18 protein-coding genes are annotated in these 17,885 nt (G+C 67.3%); 8 read left to right on the top strand and 10 right to left on the bottom strand.

From position 1 onward, the window contains the following. A complete protein-coding gene (locus F9Z44_RS19120; RefSeq protein ID WP_159608279.1) occupies window positions 1–816 on the bottom strand; it encodes a ChaN family lipoprotein in 816 nt (271 codons plus the stop codon). 64 nt (window positions 817–880) lie between these two features. Here F9Z44_RS19120 and F9Z44_RS19115 point away from each other — a divergent pair, with 64 nt between their 5' ends. Continuing rightward, window positions 881–1,951, top strand: coding sequence for an AbrB family transcriptional regulator (locus F9Z44_RS19115; RefSeq protein WP_236574192.1), 1,071 nt, complete (start codon window positions 881–883; stop codon window positions 1,949–1,951). 44 nt (window positions 1,952–1,995) lie between these two features. Here F9Z44_RS19115 and F9Z44_RS19110 read toward each other — a convergent pair whose 3' ends face one another. The 3 genes from F9Z44_RS19110 to F9Z44_RS19100 all read right to left on the bottom strand — a co-directional run bounded on the left by F9Z44_RS19110 (window position 1,996) and on the right by F9Z44_RS19100 (window position 4,558). Further along, window positions 1,996–2,280 (bottom strand): BTH_I0359 family protein, encoded by a 285-nt coding sequence (locus F9Z44_RS19110; protein ID WP_159608277.1) that lies wholly within the window; start codon window positions 2,278–2,280, stop codon window positions 1,996–1,998. Between the two features lie 152 nt (window positions 2,281–2,432). Then, the gene (locus F9Z44_RS19105; RefSeq protein ID WP_159608276.1) at window positions 2,433–3,680 is read right to left on the bottom strand and encodes a DUF3108 domain-containing protein; all 1,248 of its coding nucleotides are present in this window, start codon (window positions 3,678–3,680) and stop codon (window positions 2,433–2,435) included. Then, on the bottom strand, window positions 3,677–4,558 hold the full coding sequence (locus F9Z44_RS19100) for an IclR family transcriptional regulator (protein WP_159608275.1): 882 nt from the start codon (window positions 4,556–4,558) through the stop codon (window positions 3,677–3,679). Before F9Z44_RS19100 ends, F9Z44_RS19105 begins: the two co-directional genes overlap by 4 nt. Window positions 4,559–4,743: 185 nt before the next feature. Between F9Z44_RS19100 and F9Z44_RS19095 the strand changes: the two genes are divergently transcribed. Next, a complete protein-coding gene (locus tag F9Z44_RS19095) occupies window positions 4,744–5,754 on the top strand; it encodes a fumarylacetoacetate hydrolase family protein (protein WP_159608274.1) in 1,011 nt (336 codons plus the stop codon). A gap of 88 nt (window positions 5,755–5,842) precedes the next feature. Here F9Z44_RS19095 and F9Z44_RS19090 read toward each other — a convergent pair whose 3' ends face one another. Both F9Z44_RS19090 and F9Z44_RS19085 read right to left on the bottom strand, forming a co-directional pair. Beyond that, window positions 5,843–6,283: a VOC family protein gene (locus tag F9Z44_RS19090; RefSeq protein WP_159608273.1), complete on the bottom strand. Its 441-nt coding sequence runs from the start codon at window positions 6,281–6,283 to the stop codon at window positions 5,843–5,845. 28 nt (window positions 6,284–6,311) lie between these two features. After that, window positions 6,312–6,668 carry a TraR/DksA family transcriptional regulator gene (locus F9Z44_RS19085; RefSeq protein ID WP_159608272.1) on the bottom strand — a complete coding sequence of 119 codons (357 nt, stop codon included), beginning with the start codon at window positions 6,666–6,668 and terminating at the stop codon, window positions 6,312–6,314. A gap of 176 nt (window positions 6,669–6,844) precedes the next feature. Here F9Z44_RS19085 and F9Z44_RS19080 point away from each other — a divergent pair, with 176 nt between their 5' ends. The 3 genes from F9Z44_RS19080 to F9Z44_RS19070 are packed head-to-tail and all read left to right on the top strand — an operon-like array spanning window position 6,845 to window position 10,138. After that, entirely contained in the window at window positions 6,845–7,675 is an 831-nt protein-coding gene (locus F9Z44_RS19080) for an enoyl-CoA hydratase/isomerase family protein (RefSeq protein ID WP_159608812.1), read from the top strand. Between the two features lie 48 nt (window positions 7,676–7,723). Further along, window positions 7,724–8,800: a PhaM family polyhydroxyalkanoate granule multifunctional regulatory protein gene (locus F9Z44_RS19075; RefSeq protein ID WP_159608271.1), complete on the top strand. Its 1,077-nt coding sequence runs from the start codon at window positions 7,724–7,726 to the stop codon at window positions 8,798–8,800. Window positions 8,801–8,830: 30 nt separating this feature from the next. Then, a complete protein-coding gene (locus F9Z44_RS19070; protein WP_159608270.1) occupies window positions 8,831–10,138 on the top strand; it encodes an FIST signal transduction protein in 1,308 nt (435 codons plus the stop codon). 15 nt (window positions 10,139–10,153) lie between these two features. On the opposite strand, the gene F9Z44_RS19065 is transcribed toward F9Z44_RS19070, so the two are convergent. Together F9Z44_RS19065 and F9Z44_RS19060 are read right to left on the bottom strand one after the other, a co-directional pair. Beyond that, on the bottom strand, window positions 10,154–10,912 hold the full coding sequence (locus F9Z44_RS19065) for a ProQ/FINO family protein (protein WP_236574191.1): 759 nt from the start codon (window positions 10,910–10,912) through the stop codon (window positions 10,154–10,156). Between the two features lie 69 nt (window positions 10,913–10,981). Further along, window positions 10,982–11,713 carry a helix-turn-helix domain-containing protein gene (locus tag F9Z44_RS19060; protein WP_159608268.1) on the bottom strand — a complete coding sequence of 244 codons (732 nt, stop codon included), beginning with the start codon at window positions 11,711–11,713 and terminating at the stop codon, window positions 10,982–10,984. Between the two features lie 140 nt (window positions 11,714–11,853). Here F9Z44_RS19060 and F9Z44_RS19055 point away from each other — a divergent pair, with 140 nt between their 5' ends. Both F9Z44_RS19055 and F9Z44_RS19050 read left to right on the top strand, forming a co-directional pair. Beyond that, entirely contained in the window at window positions 11,854–12,399 is a 546-nt protein-coding gene (locus F9Z44_RS19055) for a hypothetical protein (protein ID WP_159608267.1), read from the top strand. Window positions 12,400–12,432: 33 nt separating this feature from the next. Continuing rightward, window positions 12,433–14,358, top strand: coding sequence for an MFS transporter (locus tag F9Z44_RS19050; protein WP_159608266.1), 1,926 nt, complete (start codon window positions 12,433–12,435; stop codon window positions 14,356–14,358). Between the two features lie 19 nt (window positions 14,359–14,377). Here F9Z44_RS19050 and F9Z44_RS19045 read toward each other — a convergent pair whose 3' ends face one another. Both F9Z44_RS19045 and F9Z44_RS19040 read right to left on the bottom strand, forming a co-directional pair. Next, window positions 14,378–14,725 carry a response regulator gene (locus F9Z44_RS19045; RefSeq protein WP_159608265.1) on the bottom strand — a complete coding sequence of 116 codons (348 nt, stop codon included), beginning with the start codon at window positions 14,723–14,725 and terminating at the stop codon, window positions 14,378–14,380. Next, on the bottom strand, window positions 14,706–16,352 hold the full coding sequence (locus tag F9Z44_RS19040) for a sensor histidine kinase (protein ID WP_162147758.1): 1,647 nt from the start codon (window positions 16,350–16,352) through the stop codon (window positions 14,706–14,708). The genes F9Z44_RS19045 and F9Z44_RS19040 overlap by 20 nt, the downstream gene beginning before the upstream one ends. A 517-nt stretch (window positions 16,353–16,869) precedes the next feature. On the opposite strand from F9Z44_RS19040, the gene F9Z44_RS19035 reads away from it, so the two are divergent. Continuing rightward, window positions 16,870–17,880 carry a hypothetical protein gene (locus F9Z44_RS19035; protein WP_159608263.1) on the top strand — a complete coding sequence of 337 codons (1,011 nt, stop codon included), beginning with the start codon at window positions 16,870–16,872 and terminating at the stop codon, window positions 17,878–17,880. Window positions 17,881–17,885 lie beyond the last annotated feature (5 nt).

Here is a 17,885-nt window from a genome sequence, read left to right as displayed (position 1 = left end):
TCAGCGCTTGAACTGCTGGCGCAGTTCGGCGCAGTGGTCGCGCGGCGGCTGGGGCGGCGTGAGCCACACCGCGTCCGAGGGCAGGGCCGTCCTGGGCCCGCCGGCCTGTGCCATCACCACCCGGTGTTCCAGCGTGGCCGGCAGGTACAGCGGCACACCCAGGTCGCGCCGCACGTGGCCGTTGCCGGCCACCAGCACCACCGTCTTGCCCGCACCGGCCTTCTCGACAGCGGCCACCGTGGTCCGGGCCATGGCGTCGTCGCGCGCCAGCTGGATGCGCGTCATCGGCCCGATCTGGCCCTCGGGCAGCAGGTCGCAATGGCCGCTGCGGATGCCTTCGCGCTGCTCCTGCAGGGCAGCGCTGTTGATGCGGCCTTCCAGCCCGGCATTGCCCATGGCCGCGCGCATCTGGCTGCGCGGCAGGTTGCCACCGAGCACCGGTGCACCCGCGCGCACGGCGGCCATCACCACCGGGCCGTAGGTGGCCCAGGGCCAGCCGGTGGTGGCGTCGTCGGTCCAGGCCAGAGCCTCCCGCACCCGGGTTTCGCTGGCATCGGCCGACAGGCCGGTGGTCTGGCGGCCTTGCTCGGCCATCTCCATCACCAGCGCGCCGAGCTGACCGCGCGCACCCAGCGCCTGCACCACGTCGCGCTGCAATGCCTGGTGTTCGGGCGCATCGTGTTGCTCGCCGAGCATGAGCACGGGCGTTGGCATCACGCGTTCGAGCAGGGCGGACACGGTGGTGGGCGGCTGGTGAGCGCAGGCGCCCAGCAGGGCCATGCTCACGCTCAGTGCGACAGCAGATCGACAGGTCATGCGTGGATACTACGTGGCCTGCCGCCCGTGGCAGACGCATCACACCAGTACCCGAGTGCCTCCCTTGCCCGCCTTTGGCCCCACTTCGTGGCGGCGTGTTGTCATCACCCTGTTGCTCGCCCTGGCCGCCGCGCTGCTTTGCGTGTGGCTGCGAACGCCCATTCCCTGGATGATTGGTCCGCTGCTGGTGACCGCGCTGGTCTCGATGCTGGGTGTACCCACCGAGAGCTGGACGCCACTGCGCAACACCGGGCAGTGGGTCATCGGCACCGCACTGGGCCTGTATTTCACGCCGGTCGTGGGCGCGCTGGTGGCCAGCCTGTGGTGGGCGATCGCGCTGGGCATTGCCTGGGCGCTGCTGCTGGGGCTGGCCTTTGGTGCCTGGCTCCGCCGCCTGCATGCGGGGCACCTGGCGCACCTCACACCTGCGCAGTTGCTGAGCACGACCTACTTTGCCGGGTCCATCGGCGGGGCCTCGGAGATGACGCTGATCGCCGAGCGCCAGGGTGCGAGCACCGATCTGGTGGCCGCCGCGCACAGCCTGCGCGTGTTGCTGGTCACGCTCACCATTCCGTTTGCGCTGCAGTTCTGGGGTGTGAATGGCCTGGACACGCTCACCCTGGGCCCGCGCGAGGTGCAGGCCACCGGTCTGCTGGTGCTCGCCAGCCTCACGCTCGTGGGGGCGCTGGTCATGCAATGGCTGGGCCGCGCCAACCCGTGGTTCATGGGTGCGCTGGTGGTCACCATGGTGATCACGCTCTGTGGCGTCACCTGGTCCGCGATCCCGCAGCCGCTGTCCAACGCGGCGCAGCTGGTCATCGGCGTGAGCCTGGGCGTGCGTTTCACGCCGGCCTTCGTGCACACGGCACCCCGCTGGCTGGCTTCGGTGGCGTTCGCCAGCTTTTTCATGATGGGCATCTGTGCGCTGTTCGGCTGGGGCCTGTCCAAAGCCACCGGCCTGCACCCGGCCACCCTGCTGCTGGGCACGGCCCCCGGCGGCATCGCCGAGATGGCCATCACCGCCAAGGTGTTGCAACTCGGTGTGCCCGTGGTGACCGCCTTCCAGGTCTGCCGCCTGGTGGCCGTGCTGGTGCTGGCCGAGCCGGTGTACCGCTGGCGCTACCGCCAGACGTGAAAAAGCCCGGACAAGGCCGGGCAGTGGAGCGGGGAGGAACTCGTCTAGTGCATCACAACTGGCATTTGAGCCAATTCTGCGTAGCCTTCCAGCGTGTCTTCCACCTCTTCCTGCGAAGGGGTGCTCTGCTGCCAGGCGGTGATCTGGATTTGGAACATCTCGGCCCATGAGCCGTCGAGATACACCTCTTTGCCCGAGCGCTTGTCCACGATCTCGAACCCATGGCGCGGGATCTGTGGGCCTTGCGCGGACGTGTCTTCACCTTCTGTGGGTGCGTTGGCCAGGATGTGGACCACAGCGAAGGCATCCGAGTCGTAGAGCATGTTCATGACTGAAATTCCTTGTGTTGGGAAAACCGGCTTCCGTTGTCACTTATATCGGCAAAAGTTGGCGGTCTTGAAGTTCCGAGTGGTCTTTACATGGCAACGTTCCCTGTCATTTCAAGATGCGTGGGTTTTTCGGCACAAACCCGGCTCTGTTCCTAGGGCAGACGGCTGAGTTGCTGGTCGGCCACGTCGCCGTTGGACTGGGTCACGCGCAGGCGCACCGGCAGATGCTGCAGGTCGGGCGCCAGCCACATCTCCACCGTGCTGTCGAATTCCTTGCGCGGCAGGCGCTTGAGCAGGCGCGCACGGACCTCGCCGGCAGGCAGCGAGAGCCGGACCTCGTCGCCCACTTCAAACCGCCAGATGTCGGCATCACCCGTGCCGGCCACCTGCATCTCGATGGTCTGACCGCTGGCGTAGGCCTGCGGGCGCGCCTGCAGCAGGCTGGCGATCTGCAAGAACAGGCTCAGGCGGTCTTGCGCGCCGGGCCGCAACTCGGCGTCGGGTGCGTTGTTGCTGAAGCGGATGCGCTGGTTCGCGGCGTCGAAATGGGCCGCCTTTTCGCTGCGGCTGCGGTCGGCGAAACGCTCGGGCATCAAGCCGGCGGGGCCCACCCGGCCGGTGCTTGTCTGGACCCGGCTGCCCAGCAGGAACACCTTCATTTCCATGCGGGCGTCGTAGCGGCCATCGCCAGTCCGCCACTCGAGTCGGCCCTGTGCGCTGTAGGCGATGCCCTTGATGCGGCCGGTGACGTCGTAGTCGAGCTGGGTGCTACCGGGTGGTTGCGCCGGGGGCAGGGGCCGAGCGGCAGCGCTCGCTGGTGCACGCTTCCTGAGGGCGGCGGCCGCCAGCCGTTCTTCGTCGGGCGCGGTGTTGGCTTCGTCATCTTCGGACGGTGCCGGCGTGCGCGCGGTGTCGTCCGCGCCGGGTTCGGCCAGGGCGAACTGCTCCACGGGCGCCGGCTCGGCGGGAGGGGCCTCGGTGACCTCCGGCGGGGCCATTGCGACCGCTGCCGGTGCAACGGCGCCAGCTTGCACTTGTTCCACCACTGGCGCTGGTGAGGGTGTGGGGGGCACTGGCCGGGGCTTGGACGCTGCGCGCGCGGCAGCGGTGGGCGCTGCCTGCACTGCCTGCGGCACCGATGCCTCGGCCGGCACGATCCACCGCACGGTGCTCACGCGCGCCACCGCCACAGATGGCGCGGGGTCGGGTATCCCCATGCCATTGCTGCGGGCCTGCAGCGCCGCCGCGGGGGCCGGCATGGTGGCCGTTGGTCGCGCGCTGGTGCTGAAGCCGGGCAGCTCGCCCAGCAGCAGCGCGAAGTGCACACCCAGCACACCGGCAACCAGCGCCAGCAACGTCGGCCAGCGCGGTGCGGCTGCGGGCGTGCGCACCAGGCTCATGGGCTGAGTGGGGGCGGGCGGTGACCGAGATCGGCGCTCAGCTGGCGTGCGCTCTCCAGCACGGCGCGGGCGGGCGCGCCCGACCACTCGGTGTCCAGCGTGGCGACCGAACCCAGCACCACCAGGCCCAGCGCCAGGCGGCCTTGGGCGTCGAACACCGGCGCACAGAAACCGCCCACGCCGGGCAGCAGGCTGTGCACCACACGGGCCAGCCCGTGCTGGCGCGTCTCGTCCAGCAGGGCTTGTACCTCCGCCAGCGTGTGTGGCACGTCCACCAGTGGCAGGCCGCTACGCGGCAGCTTCTTCAGGCGGGCCAGTTCGTCGCGCACCATGGGGCCAATGCGCTGTGCGTCGCGCCCCTCGGTACCCATGAAGGCGGCAAAGCACCGCCCGGTGGCCGAGGTGAGCAGTGGCATCACATCGCCCAGGCGCAGCGTGACCGGCACGGTTTGCGGCGCTTCGATCCAGTGCACCATGGTCGGCCCCTGGTTGCCCCACACCGCGATGGCCAGGGTGTGGCCGGTCTGGGTGATCAGCGCGTCCATGCGTTCGCGCGCCAGCTTCACCGCGTCGATGCGCGAGAGGCTGGCCAGGCCCAGGCGCAGCGCGGCGGGGCCGAGGTCGTAGCGGGTGCTCACGGGGTCTTGCACCACCAGCCCCATGCGCTGGAAGCTCACCAGGTAGCGGTGCGCTTTGGCCGCACTCATGCCGGCGGCCGCGGCCAGGTCGCGCAGCATCAGCGCGCCCGGCGCTTCCGACAAGGCGTTCAGCAGCTCGAAGCCCACCTCCACCGACTGGATGCCCGCGCGCTGCGGCTCGTCCTCGTCCGCATCCGTGACGACTGGGGTGATAAGGGTGTTGCGTTGGGCGGTGGGCATGGAACTGGGTTGAACAGGTAGGACGAAGGGCGGGCAGACAGGTTCAACGAGATGTGTGTCCGATTGAAGCCAGGTATCCGCGTTCCCGGGGCATCGCCTAGAATCCTGTCCTTACGAATAGGTTAATCGATTTCACTAATCGTAATCACCGGCGGAACCACCCGCGTAACCACCAGGAGACTCTCATGAAACTCGCCACCTACAAGGACGGCTCGCGCGACGGACAGCTTGTTGTGGTCTCGCGCGACCTGAGCACGGCGCATTATGCGACCGGCATCGCGCACAAACTGCAGCAGGCGCTGGACGACTGGAACTTCATCGGTCCGCAGTTGCACGACCTCTACGTCACGCTCAACCAGGGCAAGGCGCGTCACGCGTTTCCGTTTGACCCGGCGATGTGCATGGCGCCGCTGCCGCGCGCCTACCAGTGGGCCGACGGCTCGGCCTACATCAACCACGTGGAGCTGGTGCGCGCGGCGCGCAGCAGCGAGGTGCCGCAGTCGTTCTACGCCGACCCGCTGATGTACCAGGGCGGCAGCGACGACTTCATCGGACCGTGCGACGACGTGGTGGTGCCCAGCGAAGACTTCGGCATCGACTTTGAAGCCGAGATCGCGGTGGTGACCGGTGACGTGCCCATGAGCGCCACACCCGAGCAGGCGCTGGACGGCATCCGCCTGCTGATGCTGGCCAACGATGTGTCGCTGCGCAACCTGATCCCGGCCGAGCTGGCCAAGGGCTTCGGCTTTTTCCAGAGCAAGCCGGCCACCGCGTTCAGCCCGGTGGCGATCACGCCCGATGAGCTGGGCGACGCCTGGCAGGGCGGCCGTGTGCACCTCACGCTGCAAAGCACCTGGAACGGCCGCAAGGTCGGGATGTGCGAGGCCGGTCCCGAGATGACCTTTCATTTCGGCCAGCTGATCGCCCACATCGCCAAGACGCGCAACGTGCGCGCCGGCTCCATCGTGGGCAGCGGCACGGTGAGCAACAAGAGCGTGGAAGTGGACGGCCGCAAGGAGTGGCCCAAGGGCTACAGCTGCATCGCCGAGAAGCGCGCGATCGAAACCATCCTGGATGGCCAGCCCTCGACCGCCTTCATGAAGTTCGGCGACACCATCCGCATCGAGATGAAGGGCAAGGATGGTCAGAGCATCTTCGGTGCCATTGACCAGAAGATCGCCCCATTGCAGGCTTGAGGTACACCCCGTTCGCCCTGAGCTTGTCGAAGGGCTCGCGCGAACTGTCGCAAGAAGGCTTCGACAGGCTCAGCCCGAACGGGAGTGCCTAGCTGGCGTACACCTGCGCCAGCGAAGCAAACCCCTTGACCTCGATCGGGTTGCCGAACGGGTCGCAAAAGAACATCGTCCACTGCTCGCCCGGCTGCCCTGCAAAGCGCACCTGCGGCGGCAGCACGAACTCCATCCCCGCCGCCTGCAATCGCGTGGCCAGCGCCTGCCACTCGGGCAGCAACAAGACCAGACCGAAGTGCGGCATGGGCACCAGATGCTCACCCACACGGCCGGTGCGTGATGTCTTGAACGGCTCGCCCAGGTGCAGCGAGATCTGGTGGCTGAAAAAATCGAAGTCGACCCATGTCTCGGTGCTGCGCCCCTCGGCGCAGCCAAGCACACCGCCGTAGAAGCGGCGCGCCTCATGGAGGTCGGTCACGTGGAACGCGAAGTGAAACAGGCTGCGGGTGGACAGGGTGGTGGCTTGGTCGTTCATGCCCCCAGCATACCGACAGCAGCGTCGATCAAGCTTCGGTTTTGGTCTGGCAGTCGATGCAGCGCATGGCCGTGGGGTTGGCGTGCAGCCGCGCGGCGGGAATGGACACGCCGCAATCGACGCACAGGCCGAAGCTGCCGTCGGCGATGCGCTTGAGGGCGGCGTCGATCGCGATCAACTCGGCGGACTCCCGCTCTTCCAGTGCAAAAGACAGCTCTCGTTCGGTGTTGGCCTGGGACTGGTCGTCGCTGGCGTTGCCCAGTGCTTCGGCGGCCGACTCGGAACGGCTCGTGGTGCCGCCTTGCTGGGCGCGCAACTGCGCCAGCACATCGGTGCGCATCTGCTGGAGTTGGATGGCGAAGGTGTCTGAAATGCGGGCTGTCATGCGGGGCTCCTCGGCAAGAGAACCGGATCGTGTGTCGACCCGGAGAACGCCGCCATCTTGCACCTTGTGGGCGTGCTGCGCCTTGACGCACGTCAATCACAATCGCCAGGTCCGGGCGCGCCGCGGCGAGCGCCTGATTCACAACCCGATTTCTTGAGGAGACCCTGATGACCACCGTGGATTACAGCCGCTACCAGACCCTGGCCATCACCCGCCGAGGCCCTGCGGTGGGTGGGGTGCCGTCGGTGCTCGACATCCAGATGCGAGCCGACGGCCCGGGCGGCAACGGCAAGCTGCCCACCGCCGGCCACGAAGGCCACTGGGAGCTGAGCGAAATCTGGCGCGACGTGGGGCGCGACGACAGCGTGCGTTGCGCCGTGCTGCGTGGCAGTGGCCTGGGTTTTTCGGGCGGCGGCGATCTGGCGCTGGTGCAGGACATGGCGACCGATTTCGAGGTGCGCACGCGGGTGTGGAAAGAAGCACGCGACCTGGTCTACAACGTGATCAATTGCGACAAGCCCATCGTCAGCGCCATGCACGGCCCGGCCGTGGGCGCGGGGCTGGTGGTCGGCTTGCTGGCCGACATCTCGATCGCCGCGAAGACCGCCAAGATCGTCGACGGCCACACCCGCCTGGGCGTGGCCGCTGGTGACCACGCGGCCATCGTCTGGCCGCTGCTGTGTGGCCTGGCCAAGGCCAAGTACTACCTGATGTTGTGCGACCCCATCAGCGGCGAAGAGGCCGAGCGCATCGGACTGGTGTCGCTTGCGGTGGACGACGAGCAACTGCTCGACAAGGCGTTCGAAGTGGCCGACCGTCTGGCCAGTGGCAGCCAGACCGCCATCCGCTGGACCAAGTACTCGCTCAACAACTGGCTGCGCCAGGCGGGCCCGGCGTTCGACACCTCGCTGGCGCTGGAATTCATGGGTTTTGCCGGGCCCGACGTGCGCGAAGGTGTGGCATCCTTGCGTGAACGTCGAGCCCCCCGCTACGGCGTGGACGGCTGAGACCCGGCAGCACGGCAGTCGCCCCTGACCCCCCCACAGGAGACACCCATGAGCGACGCGCCCAGCAGTGGTTTTGGCAAGTTCGTGCCCGGCTTCGAGTTCCTGCAAAACCTCGCGGGCCAGGCCGCCGGGGGAGTGGCGCAGGGCATCGGACAAAACATCCCGCAAATGCCCAACCTCGGCCACTGGGTGGCGCCAACCTTCAACGTGGAAGACCTGGAAAAACGCATCGAGGAGCTCAAGGCGGTGCACTTCTGGCTCGACCAGAACTCCAAGGCGCTGGGTGCCACCATCCAGGCCCTCGAAGTGCAGAAGATGACGCTGTCCACCCTCAAGAGCATGAACTTCAGCATGGGCGACGTGGCCAATGCGCTCAAGATCAAGGCTGCCGACACGCTGGCCAGTTTCACCGGGGCGGCGCCGGCTGCCGCACCAGCGCAGTTCGCCGGGCTCGAGATCCCTGCGCGCACTTACGGCCAGGCGCCAGCGGCCGAACCCGACGAGGAGCCCGAACCCGAAGCAGCGCCCGAACCGACACCCCGGAGCAAGGCCCGCAAGACGGCCCCCGCGGCGGCGCCTGCCGCGGGCGGGGTGGTGGACCCGATGCAGTGGTGGGGTGCGATCTCGCAGCAGTTCCAGCAGATCGCCAGCAACGCGATGAAAGACGTGGCCAAACAGACCGCGCTGGACACCACGCGCCAGGTGGCCTCGGGCCTGACCGACCAGGCCGTGAAGGTGGCGACCGGCATGGCCGGCAAGGCTGCGCGCAGCATCGGTGGCACGGTGGCGCGCAACGTAGGCACCGCCGCCGGCATGGGTCGCGCAGCGGCCCGGGCAGTCACCGCGCCAGCGAAGAAGGTCGCACCCCGGGCTGCGGCAAGGAAGGCTCCGACCCGTGCCCCCGCGGCCAAGGCCCTGGCGCGAGTGCCATCGGCGCAGCCCATGGCGGCGGGTGACTGGCCGATGCCCACGGCGTTCTTTCCGGGATTTGCCGCGTTGCAGCCGGCGGCTGCAACGCAGGCCAAGCCCAAGGCTGCGGCCAAAAAGGGCGGAGCCCGCAATGCGGCCGCCCCGAATCCGGCTGCCCGCAAGACTGCGGCGGCCAAGTCCGCCCGCCGACGCTGAACCACAACGCCGTTGCTGGGTCAACTCCCGATGAAGCTCTTTCCCTACGCCCACGCCACCCATCCGCAATGGCGCATGGCTGCGGCTCTGGTGCTGGCGCAGCTGCGTGGCCAGATGGCCCTGCCCGACTTCGCCAAGGCGCCTTCACTGGCGCTGCTTTACATCACCGATCACTACGCCTCCGAGGCCCAGGCCATCCTGGAGCACCTGAGCGCGGAACTGCCTGAGGTGACCGACTGGGCGGGCACGGTGGGGGTGGGCGTGTCGGCCAACAACGTGGAGTATTTCGACGAACCCGCGCTCAGCGTGATGCTGTGCGACCTGAGCCCTGACCAGTACCGTGTGTTCAGCGGCGTGGCGCCGCTTTCGGCCAGTGGCCGCACGGCAGGCGCTCCCGGTTTCGTGGCCCACACCGCGCTGGTGCATGCCGATGGCAGCACCCCCGAGCTCAACGAGCTGATCGCCGAAGTGGCCGACCGCACCACCGGCGGCTATGTGTTCGGCGGGCTGGCTGGCAGCCGTGGGCCGAGCGTGCAGTTCTCGCTCGGCAGCGCGGGCAATCTGAGCGGCCAGGGTGCCGCCAGCGGCGTGTTTCATGGCGGCTTGAGCGGTGTGGCTTTCGGGCCCGACGTGGGCATCGTCTCGCGCGTGACGCAGGGGGCACAGCCGGTGGATCGGGAGCGCACGGTCACAGCCTCGGACGGCAACCTCGTGCTGGAGCTCGACGGTGAACCAGCGCTGGAAGTGCTGCTGCGCGAACTCGACATTTCATTGGAGCAGCCCGAGCTGGCCATGCCGCGCCTGCGCGCCACGCTGGTGGGCCTGACGCAACCCCACCCCGATGTCGACTTCCTGCTACCGGCCAGTGGCCCGCAGCTGCGCGGGCAGTTCGGCACCGAGGTGATGGTGCGGCACCTGATCGGCCTGGACCCGGGTCGCCGCGGCGTGGCCATTGGCGACCTGGCGCCCGAGGGCACGCGCCTGGCGTTTTGCGAGCGCAACGTGCAGGCCGCGCGGGCCGATCTGGTCCGGGTGTGTTCCGAGGTGCGCGAAGAGCTGGAGCCCGAGGAACTCAGCCTGTCGATGGCCAGCGCCCTGACCGCGGCCGAGGCGGATGCCGCACCCCATCCGGCGCGGCGCATTGCCGGCGCCATTTACGTGAGCTGTGCTGGTCGAGGTGGCCCGCATTTCGGCAGCCCGAGTGCCGAGCTGCAGGTGGTGCGACGCGCACTGGGCGACGTGCCGCTGGTGGGGTTTTTTGCCGGTGGCGAGATCGCGCACCACCGGCTCTATGGCTACACCGGGGTGCTGACGGTGTTCACGATGCCGGCCGCGTGATGCGGCCGGTGCGAATCAAGCGGACTTGACCGCGCGGGCGCGGGCCCGCTCCAGCGTGCGGTTCGCATCCGCCACGCCCATGCCGTACATGTCGGCGAACTCCTCAACCGTCTTGCCGCTGGCTTCAAACGCGCGCAGCAGCGCCGCGTCCTTGGCCGCCCGGGCCACCACCGCGTCCAGCGCCTCCTGGGTCAGCGCATTCACAGCCTCGTCGCGCGTTTGCACCAGCGCAGCGTAGGCTTCGGCGCCCAGGCCGGAGGCTTCGAACGCCTGCTCGATGCGCTGGCGCAGCTTGGGCCGCAGGTCTTGCGGTGCGCGGCCCTGGCGGCGGCGAAACACCTCCACCAGCGCGTGGTGCACATGCTCGGGCGCCATGTCTTCCACGGGCTGACCACTCAGGTCGCAGCGCGGGTGGCCGCTGGCCACCGCGGTGAGGTAACGGGTGGAGCGCGTGTGCAGGGCCAGGGCGGCTTTCAGACCGTCCTTGTCCAGGGTGTCGGGGTGCGCGTCCAGCAGGTCCTGGAAGATGCCGCGCTTCATGGGCAGAAACACTTCGCCGAACAGCGCCGGGTACAGCGAGGCCAGCTGGTCGAGCATGGGGTGGTGGCGCGCCGGCGCGGCGCCGGCGGGCGGGTTGGCACCGCCTCGCTGCGCGCGCTGGGGCGCCGGGCCGCGGCGGTTGCGCCCGCCGCGTGCCGGGGGGCGGTTCCCGGTGTCGGATGCGGCAGGAGCCGGCGCTGCTGCGTCGGTGGGTTCGGAGGCGTTCGGATTCATGGTTTCCTGCATTCAGGCGGTCGAGCAAAGCCCGACATCATGCCAGCCGTGCTGCACAGCCGGGCCAACTCAACGCCGCAGTTGTCCAAAGGCTTCGAATTCCCAGCTGCGCATGGCCAGCACCAGGGTGTAGCCTTCGCGGTCCTTCTCGGCCAGTTTCTGGTCGGTCTGGTGTTGCTGCGCAAAGTCTTGTGCCACACGTTGCAGGCGCTCCATGAACATCGGCGCGAGCGTGCGGCTGACCGAGCCGTGCACCAGCATCAGGCCCTCGCCCGAGCCATCGAAGCCACCACGGAAATAGTCGAGCAGGGCGTGGTCGCGGAAGAAGTTCATCACCGGACCGTGCGGGCGCCAGCGGAAGGTCTTGGCCAGCTTGAGGCGGTAGCGGTTGAGTGGGCGCAACTCGATGATGCCGATGCGGTCGAGCTGGGCCAGGCACTTCACGCAGTCGGCCTCGCTCAGGCGGTACTGCGCCGTGATCTGCTCCAGTGTCCACTGGCTCAGCACGCAGATGGCCACCAGCAGCAGTTTCTTGTCGGCCACCACCGCGCGCTCCTGCTCCTGTGTCATCTCGCGCAAGAGCGGTTGCGCGTCGGTCACGCGGCGCGCGAGGTCGGCGAAGTCCAGCCGCAGGGCGCGGCAGATCGCGTCCACCTTGGACAGCGACATGTCACCCTTGGCCAGCATGCGCTTCACACTCGATTCGGCCATGCCCATGGCCTGCGCCAGATCGGCGTAGGTCATGTGCGCGGCCTTGAGTTCCTGCTTGAGGGCGGTGACGAGGTCGGTGGTGGTGCTCATGGTCGTTGTCCCGTCGGGTATTGCCGATCGATACCTGATGCAAATGATCTTGGCACTGTATCGAAATTCGCGACCTTTTGGCCCCAGCCGCCAGACACTCCCGCCAGCCTGTTTGCGGCTGTTCATCTGGAGCTCGACACATGATCCCGACTTCGCCTGTTTCCCTGGTCTCCCCGATCCGCCATTCCGCTCCTGCGACTGCGTTCATCGTGGTCGCCTGGAGTCTGCTCACGTTGTGGGTGTTCGCGTGGCTGCTGGGGCCCGCCGTGGTCTCGCTGCTCGATCTCTCGCTCAACCCACAGGGGCATGCGCCATTGCATGCACACGGACACCCGTTCGTGGATGCCCGCAGCTGGTGGGGTGTGCCCAACACGCTGGACGTGCTGAGCAACCTGCCGCTGGTGTTCGCCGGTGCTGCCGGTTTCTGGTGCCTGCCAGGGGGTGCATTGGCGCAGTCCACAAGCCATGCATTGCAGGTCTTCTTTGCCGGCCTGATAGCGTTGTATGCCCTGGCCAAGCTGCTGGAGCTCGGTGACGAGGCCGTGTTCCGTGCCACGGGTGAATGGGTGTCGGGCCACAGCCTCAAGCACGTGGCGGCGGCCTGCGCCGCGCTGCCGATATTCTCCGCAGTGAGGCGGCGGGAGCCCGGTGACAATGCGCCCGTCCATCCTGCGGCGATGGGCTGAGACCCGCACCCACAACGACAGGAGAAATCAGCCATGTCCGTGTCCCCATCGCACCCCGCCGAGGGTGGTCAGTTCGCCCTGCTGCGTCAGCGCCGATTCGCACCGTTCTTCTGGACGCAGTTCCTCGGGGCGGCCAACGACAATCTCTTCAAGTTCGCGTTCACCGTGCTGGTCACGTACCAGTTGCAGGTGAGCTGGTTGCCGCCGGCGCTGGCCGGGCTGGTGATCGGTGCGCTGTTCATCCTGCCGTTTCTGCTGTTCTCGGCCACCAGCGGCCAACTGGCCGACAAGCTGGACAAGAAAACGCTGATCGTCTTCGTCAAGCGGCTGGAGATCGGCATCATGGCGCTGGCTGCTTGGGCGTTCTTCACCACGCACATTCCGCTCTTGTTGCTGTGCACCTTTCTGATGGGGCTGCACTCCACGCTGTTTGGCCCGGTGAAGTTCGCCTACCTGCCCAACCACCTGAGCGAGCGTGAGCTCACGGGTGGCAACGGTATGGTGGAGATGGGCACCTTTGTGGCCATTTTGCTGGGCAACCTGGCGGGTGGTCTGATCATCGCGGTGCCCGAGATCGGCGCCCACCACGTGGGCTTCAGCTGTGTGGCGCTGGCCCTGATCGGCCGCATCACCGCGCAGGCGGTGCCCGCCACGCCGGCCACAGACCCTGGCCTCACCATCAACTGGAACCCGTTCACCGAGACCTGGCGCAACCTCCAGCTGGCGCGCGGCAACACGGTGGTGTTCCGCTCGGTGCTGGGCATCAGCTGGATGTGGTTCTTCGGCGCGGTGTTCCTCAGCCAGTTCCCCAGCTTTGCCAAGGAGGTGCTGCACGGCAACGAGCAGGTGGCTTCACTCCTGCTGATCGTATTCTCCATTGGTATCGGCACCGGTTCGCTGTTGTGCGAGGTGCTCTCGCGGCGGCATGTGGAGATCGGCCTGGTGCCGCTGGGCGCGATCGGCATGAGCGTGTTCTCGATCGATCTTTACCTCGCCTCCAGGGGCCTGCCGCCGGCCAGCTCGCTGGGGCTGGCCGAATTCATCGCCCAGCCGGCCCACTGGCGCGTGCTGGCCGATCTCACCTTGCTCAGCCTGTTTGCGGGCCTCTACAGCGTGCCCATGTACGCGCTGATCCAGATGCGCAGCCAGCCCACGCACCGCGCCCGCATCATCGCGGCCAACAACATCCTCAACGCGCTGTTCATGATCGCCAGCGCCGTCATCGCGGGAGCCTTGCTCTCGGTGGGCTTCACCATCCCGCAGATGTTCCTGCTGGTGGGCCTGGCCAACGCGGTGGTGGCGTTCTACATCTTCATGCTGGTGCCTGAATACCTGATCCGTTTCGTGGCCTGGGTGGCATCGCGGCTGGTGTACCGCTTCAAGGTGCGGGGTGACGAACACATTCCCACGCAGGGCGCGGCGGTGCTGGTGTGCAACCACGTGAGCTTTGTCGACGCGGTGCTGCTCATGGCCGCCAGCCCGCGCCCGATCCGGTTTCTGATGGACCACCGCATCTTCAAGGTGCCGCTGCTGGGCTGGCTGTTCAAGCTGGCCAAGGCGATTCCGATCGCGCCGCAAAAGGAGGACGCGCAGGCTTACGATGCCGCGTTCGAGGCGGCTGTGGCGGTGTTGCGCGACGGCGAGCTGCTCGCGATCTTTCCCGAAGGTGGCATCACGCGCGACGGGCAGCTGCAAGCTTTCAAAGGTGGCGTGATGAAGATTCTGGAGCTGGCCGCAAGCGAGGGCATGCAGCCCAGCGTGATCCCCCTGGGCCTGAGCAACCTGTGGGGCTCGTACTTCAGCCGGGTGGAGGTGCGCAACGGTGAAGCGGTGGCGATGGTTCGACCGTTTCGTCGCGGGTTCTTCAGCCGTGTGGGGCTTCGGGTGGGCGAGCCGCTGGCGGCCTCGACTGTCGCACCGGAAGGCTTGCGCAATCGGGTCGCCGCCCTGATCGACTGAGGGCCTGGAGCGCCATCCCTCACGTCTCCAGGATGGAGCGCAGGGCGAGTGCGTCGATGGGTTTGTGCAGGATGGGGAAGCCGAGTTCGGAGGCTTCCTGGATGCGCTGAGGGGAGGTATCGCCGGTGAGGATGTAGGTGGGGATGGAGCGTGGGAGGCATGCGTGCACGGCGCGGATGGCATCGACGGCGGTGACGTTGCCGCCCAGGCGGTAGTCGGAGATGAGGAGATCGATGTCGGGGGCGTGGGAGATGGCCATGACGACGGCCTCGTCGGGGGAGGTGGCGCAGAAGACGCGGTGGCCCCAGACGCCGAGCACGCTGCGCATGGCGGCGAGGACCTGCTCGTCATCGTCGATGACGAGCACGCCCAGGCGGTCTCCGGAGGGCTGGAAGGAGGGCTCTGATGTGGGCAGGTCGGTGTGCTCGGGAGGCTCGCAGCGAGGCACGCGGATGCTGAACATGGAGCCGCGCCCGGGGGTGGAGCGCAGGTCCAGGGGGGGCGTGCAGCAGGAGGGCGGAGCGCTTGACGATGGACAGGCCCAGGCCCAGGCCGTGTGCTTCGTGGCGCGCGGCGGGGGTCTGGCCGATCTGGAAGAACTCCTCGAAGATGGCCTCGCGCTGTTCCTGGGGGATGCCGATGCCGCTGTCCCAGACCTGGAACTCGACCTCGGGGCCGCGCAGGCGGCAGCCGATGAGCACGCGCCCGCGGGAGGTGTAGCGCACGGCGTTGGAGACCAGGTTGACGAGGATGCGGCGCAGCACGGTGGGGTCGGTGTCGACCCACAGGCGCGAGCTGCAGACGTGCAGCTGCAGGCCTTTCTCGGTGGCGAGCTGGTGGAAGTCCTGATCGAGGTCTTCGAGCAGGCGCTGAGCGCTGGTGGGTGCGCGCTCGACCTGCACGGCGTTGGCGTCCAGGCGGGAGACGTCCAGGAGCATGTTGAGGAGTTGGCCCAGGCCGTCCAGGGAGGCCTGCATGCGCCGGCAGATCTCGGCGAGGTCGGAGGTGCGCACGCTCCTGGCCTGGGACATGGAGCGCAGGGCGGTGAGGAAGAGGCTGAGGGCGTGGATGGGCTGGCGCAGGTCGTGGCTGGCGGCGGCCAGGAAGACGGATTTGGCGCGGTCGGCGGCCTCGGCCTTGTCTTTCTCCGAGCGCAGGCCTTCGATGAGTTCGTGGATGCGTGCCTGGGCCTCGCGGCGGTCGCGGATGTCGCGCACGACGGCCATGCGCAGGCGTTCGCCGTTGCGCATCATGGAGCGCCCGATGATCTCCACCGGGATGCGCTCGCCGTGCACGTTGAAGACTTCGCTCTCGTAGGAGGCGTCCGCGCCGGAGGCAATGACCGAGGCCGCCCGCGCACGGTACTCGGGGGGTATCAGCTCCAGCACCGAACGGCCCAGCAGCATGTGCAATGGCGTTTCAAACAGCCGGCTGGCAGCCGGGTTCGCATCGGTGATCAATCCATCGCGGTGGAAGACCACGCCCTCTTCGCTGGCGTTCATGAAACGGGACAGACGGTCCTCGGATTCGCGCAGGGCGAACTCCGCCCTGTACCGCTCCGTGATGTCGGTGATCAGGTAAAAGAAACCTTTGTCCGTGCCCGCGTCATTCACACCCCTTGCCGATGTGACCGTCACCTCAAGCCGCAGGGCGTCACCTGCCACTGAGGTGAGTTCACAGGGGAATGTGACTGGCACGTGTTCCTCGCGCGCACGGCGCAGGAAGGGCACCACCGCCGCTCGCAGGTCCGCGCCAATCAGGTCAAGAGCCGGCGTCCCGATGATCGTCTGCTCGTCGAACCCGAACAACTCTGCAAACCGCTGATTGGCAAACTCGCAGCGGTTCTGAGGAGGCGGGCCGAAGTGAGCGACCATCACGGGCAGGTGTTTGAAGATCAGCCGGATGCGCTCGGCCAGCGTCTGCGCCTCGACGCGAGCCAGCTCGATGGCCGTGGTGTCCGCGAAGTAGCAGGCGTGATGACCGGACTCCGGCATCCAGTAGCCCTTGCAAGTCAACCATGTGGGTCGGAACGACGCGCCTGCGCTGGATCGTTCACTCAAATGGAGCGTGGCTTCAAAGTCTTCCTGACGATTCAGGCGGGCGAGCAGCTCAAGGCGAGACGGGTCCGACAACAGCTCCGTCCATTTTTCGGGGCACTCTGCGGACTGATGCAGCTCCCTGAATGCCAGCGGCGCGTGCAGCAACGCGGCTCCAGGCCCCAAGGCCGCTCCGAGACCGGGGAGCAGTTCCCATGGAATCAAGGAGGGATTTCGCATGGGCGTCGGGCTGTCCTGGGGTGGCTGGGCAAGGGTGGCTCATCGTAGCCTTTGGATTGAAATAAATCCATCGGGCGGGTGTGCGCTTTGCCCCGGATGTTGTGTTCGTGAAGTCCGAAACAACCGCGCCGGGAAAATACTGCCCGTGCATTATTGAGGCCCGAATTGCCTGCCCAGAGACTCGAAGCTCACTCCACCCATTCCGGAAGACGCGAGCATGACAGAGAGCTTTGCAATGACCTTGCAGCCCGGCGCCCAAGCCGGCCAGCGTGACCATCAGGCTCACGCGATGTCGCCCCAGACGGCTGATTCGCAGAACACCGTTGCCCGGGGTGGTGGCGGGCAAATCCACAAACCTTTGCCACTGGCAGCGGTGCTGCGCCATGTCTCGCTCATGGAAGAACCTGGTCGCGTCGCGTCGCGTGAGCCTGTCTCCGCCAGCGCGCCGGCTTTGAGCCGCGTCAACCACCTTCTCCACACGGTGCTTGAGACCTGCCTGCAACTCGATGCCGCGCGTCAGCAGCTCCAGAGCGCCATTTCCACCCAGCGCGAGTTGGAAGTCGTGCTGGAGATGCTGGCGGCCCGGGTTGAATTGGGACATGCCAGTCAGATGGATCACCGCAAGGTCACGAGCCGCCTGACCGCTGCACGCGAAACAGTGATCCGGATCGTGGGCGAATGGAACCGGATCGGCCGGCGTTTCACCCACCTCACCCGGTTGCTTCCCGTCCAGCTGGAGACTGGCTTCGAGACCCTTGGGCCTGTCCTCGCCGATGAAATGGATCGCCTTGCGCGCGCATGTTTGTCCACGCATGCCGATGTGCACTTCAGCCTGAGCCAGCGAGCTCAGGCATGGACCGCGCGGCGATCTGATCCCGCGTGTGAAGGGAGCTTTGGGCCGGAGGACTTTGGTGTCTGGCTGTCGAATCTGGAGAGCGCCAGAGCGCAGGCGGTGGCCGATTTCGCGAGTGCGCGGGAAGCGTATCTGCAAGCGGTCTTGAATTTCGACCGTGAGCATGCCTGTCTGGTCAGGGCGCGCTCACTGCGGCGCACCGCCGAAACAGGCTTTCGCTTGAACACCCGCAGCGCGCCCGATTTCGCAGATGCCATTCTGGAGGAGAGTGGGCGCAACCTTGCGGTGCTTGTGTGCCAGTCGCAGCGGCAGGCAGCCGGATACCACCTGTACGCGCTCGCGGGTCTGTTGCCCAGGCAGTTCGGATTGATCGAGCCAGCGGCGGGGTTCTGAGACCT

The organism is Hydrogenophaga sp. PBL-H3 (assembly GCF_010104355.1).
In the GTDB taxonomy this organism is placed as follows: domain Bacteria; phylum Pseudomonadota; class Gammaproteobacteria; order Burkholderiales; family Burkholderiaceae_C; genus Hydrogenophaga.
This window is presented reverse-complemented; position numbering and strand designations above follow the sequence as displayed.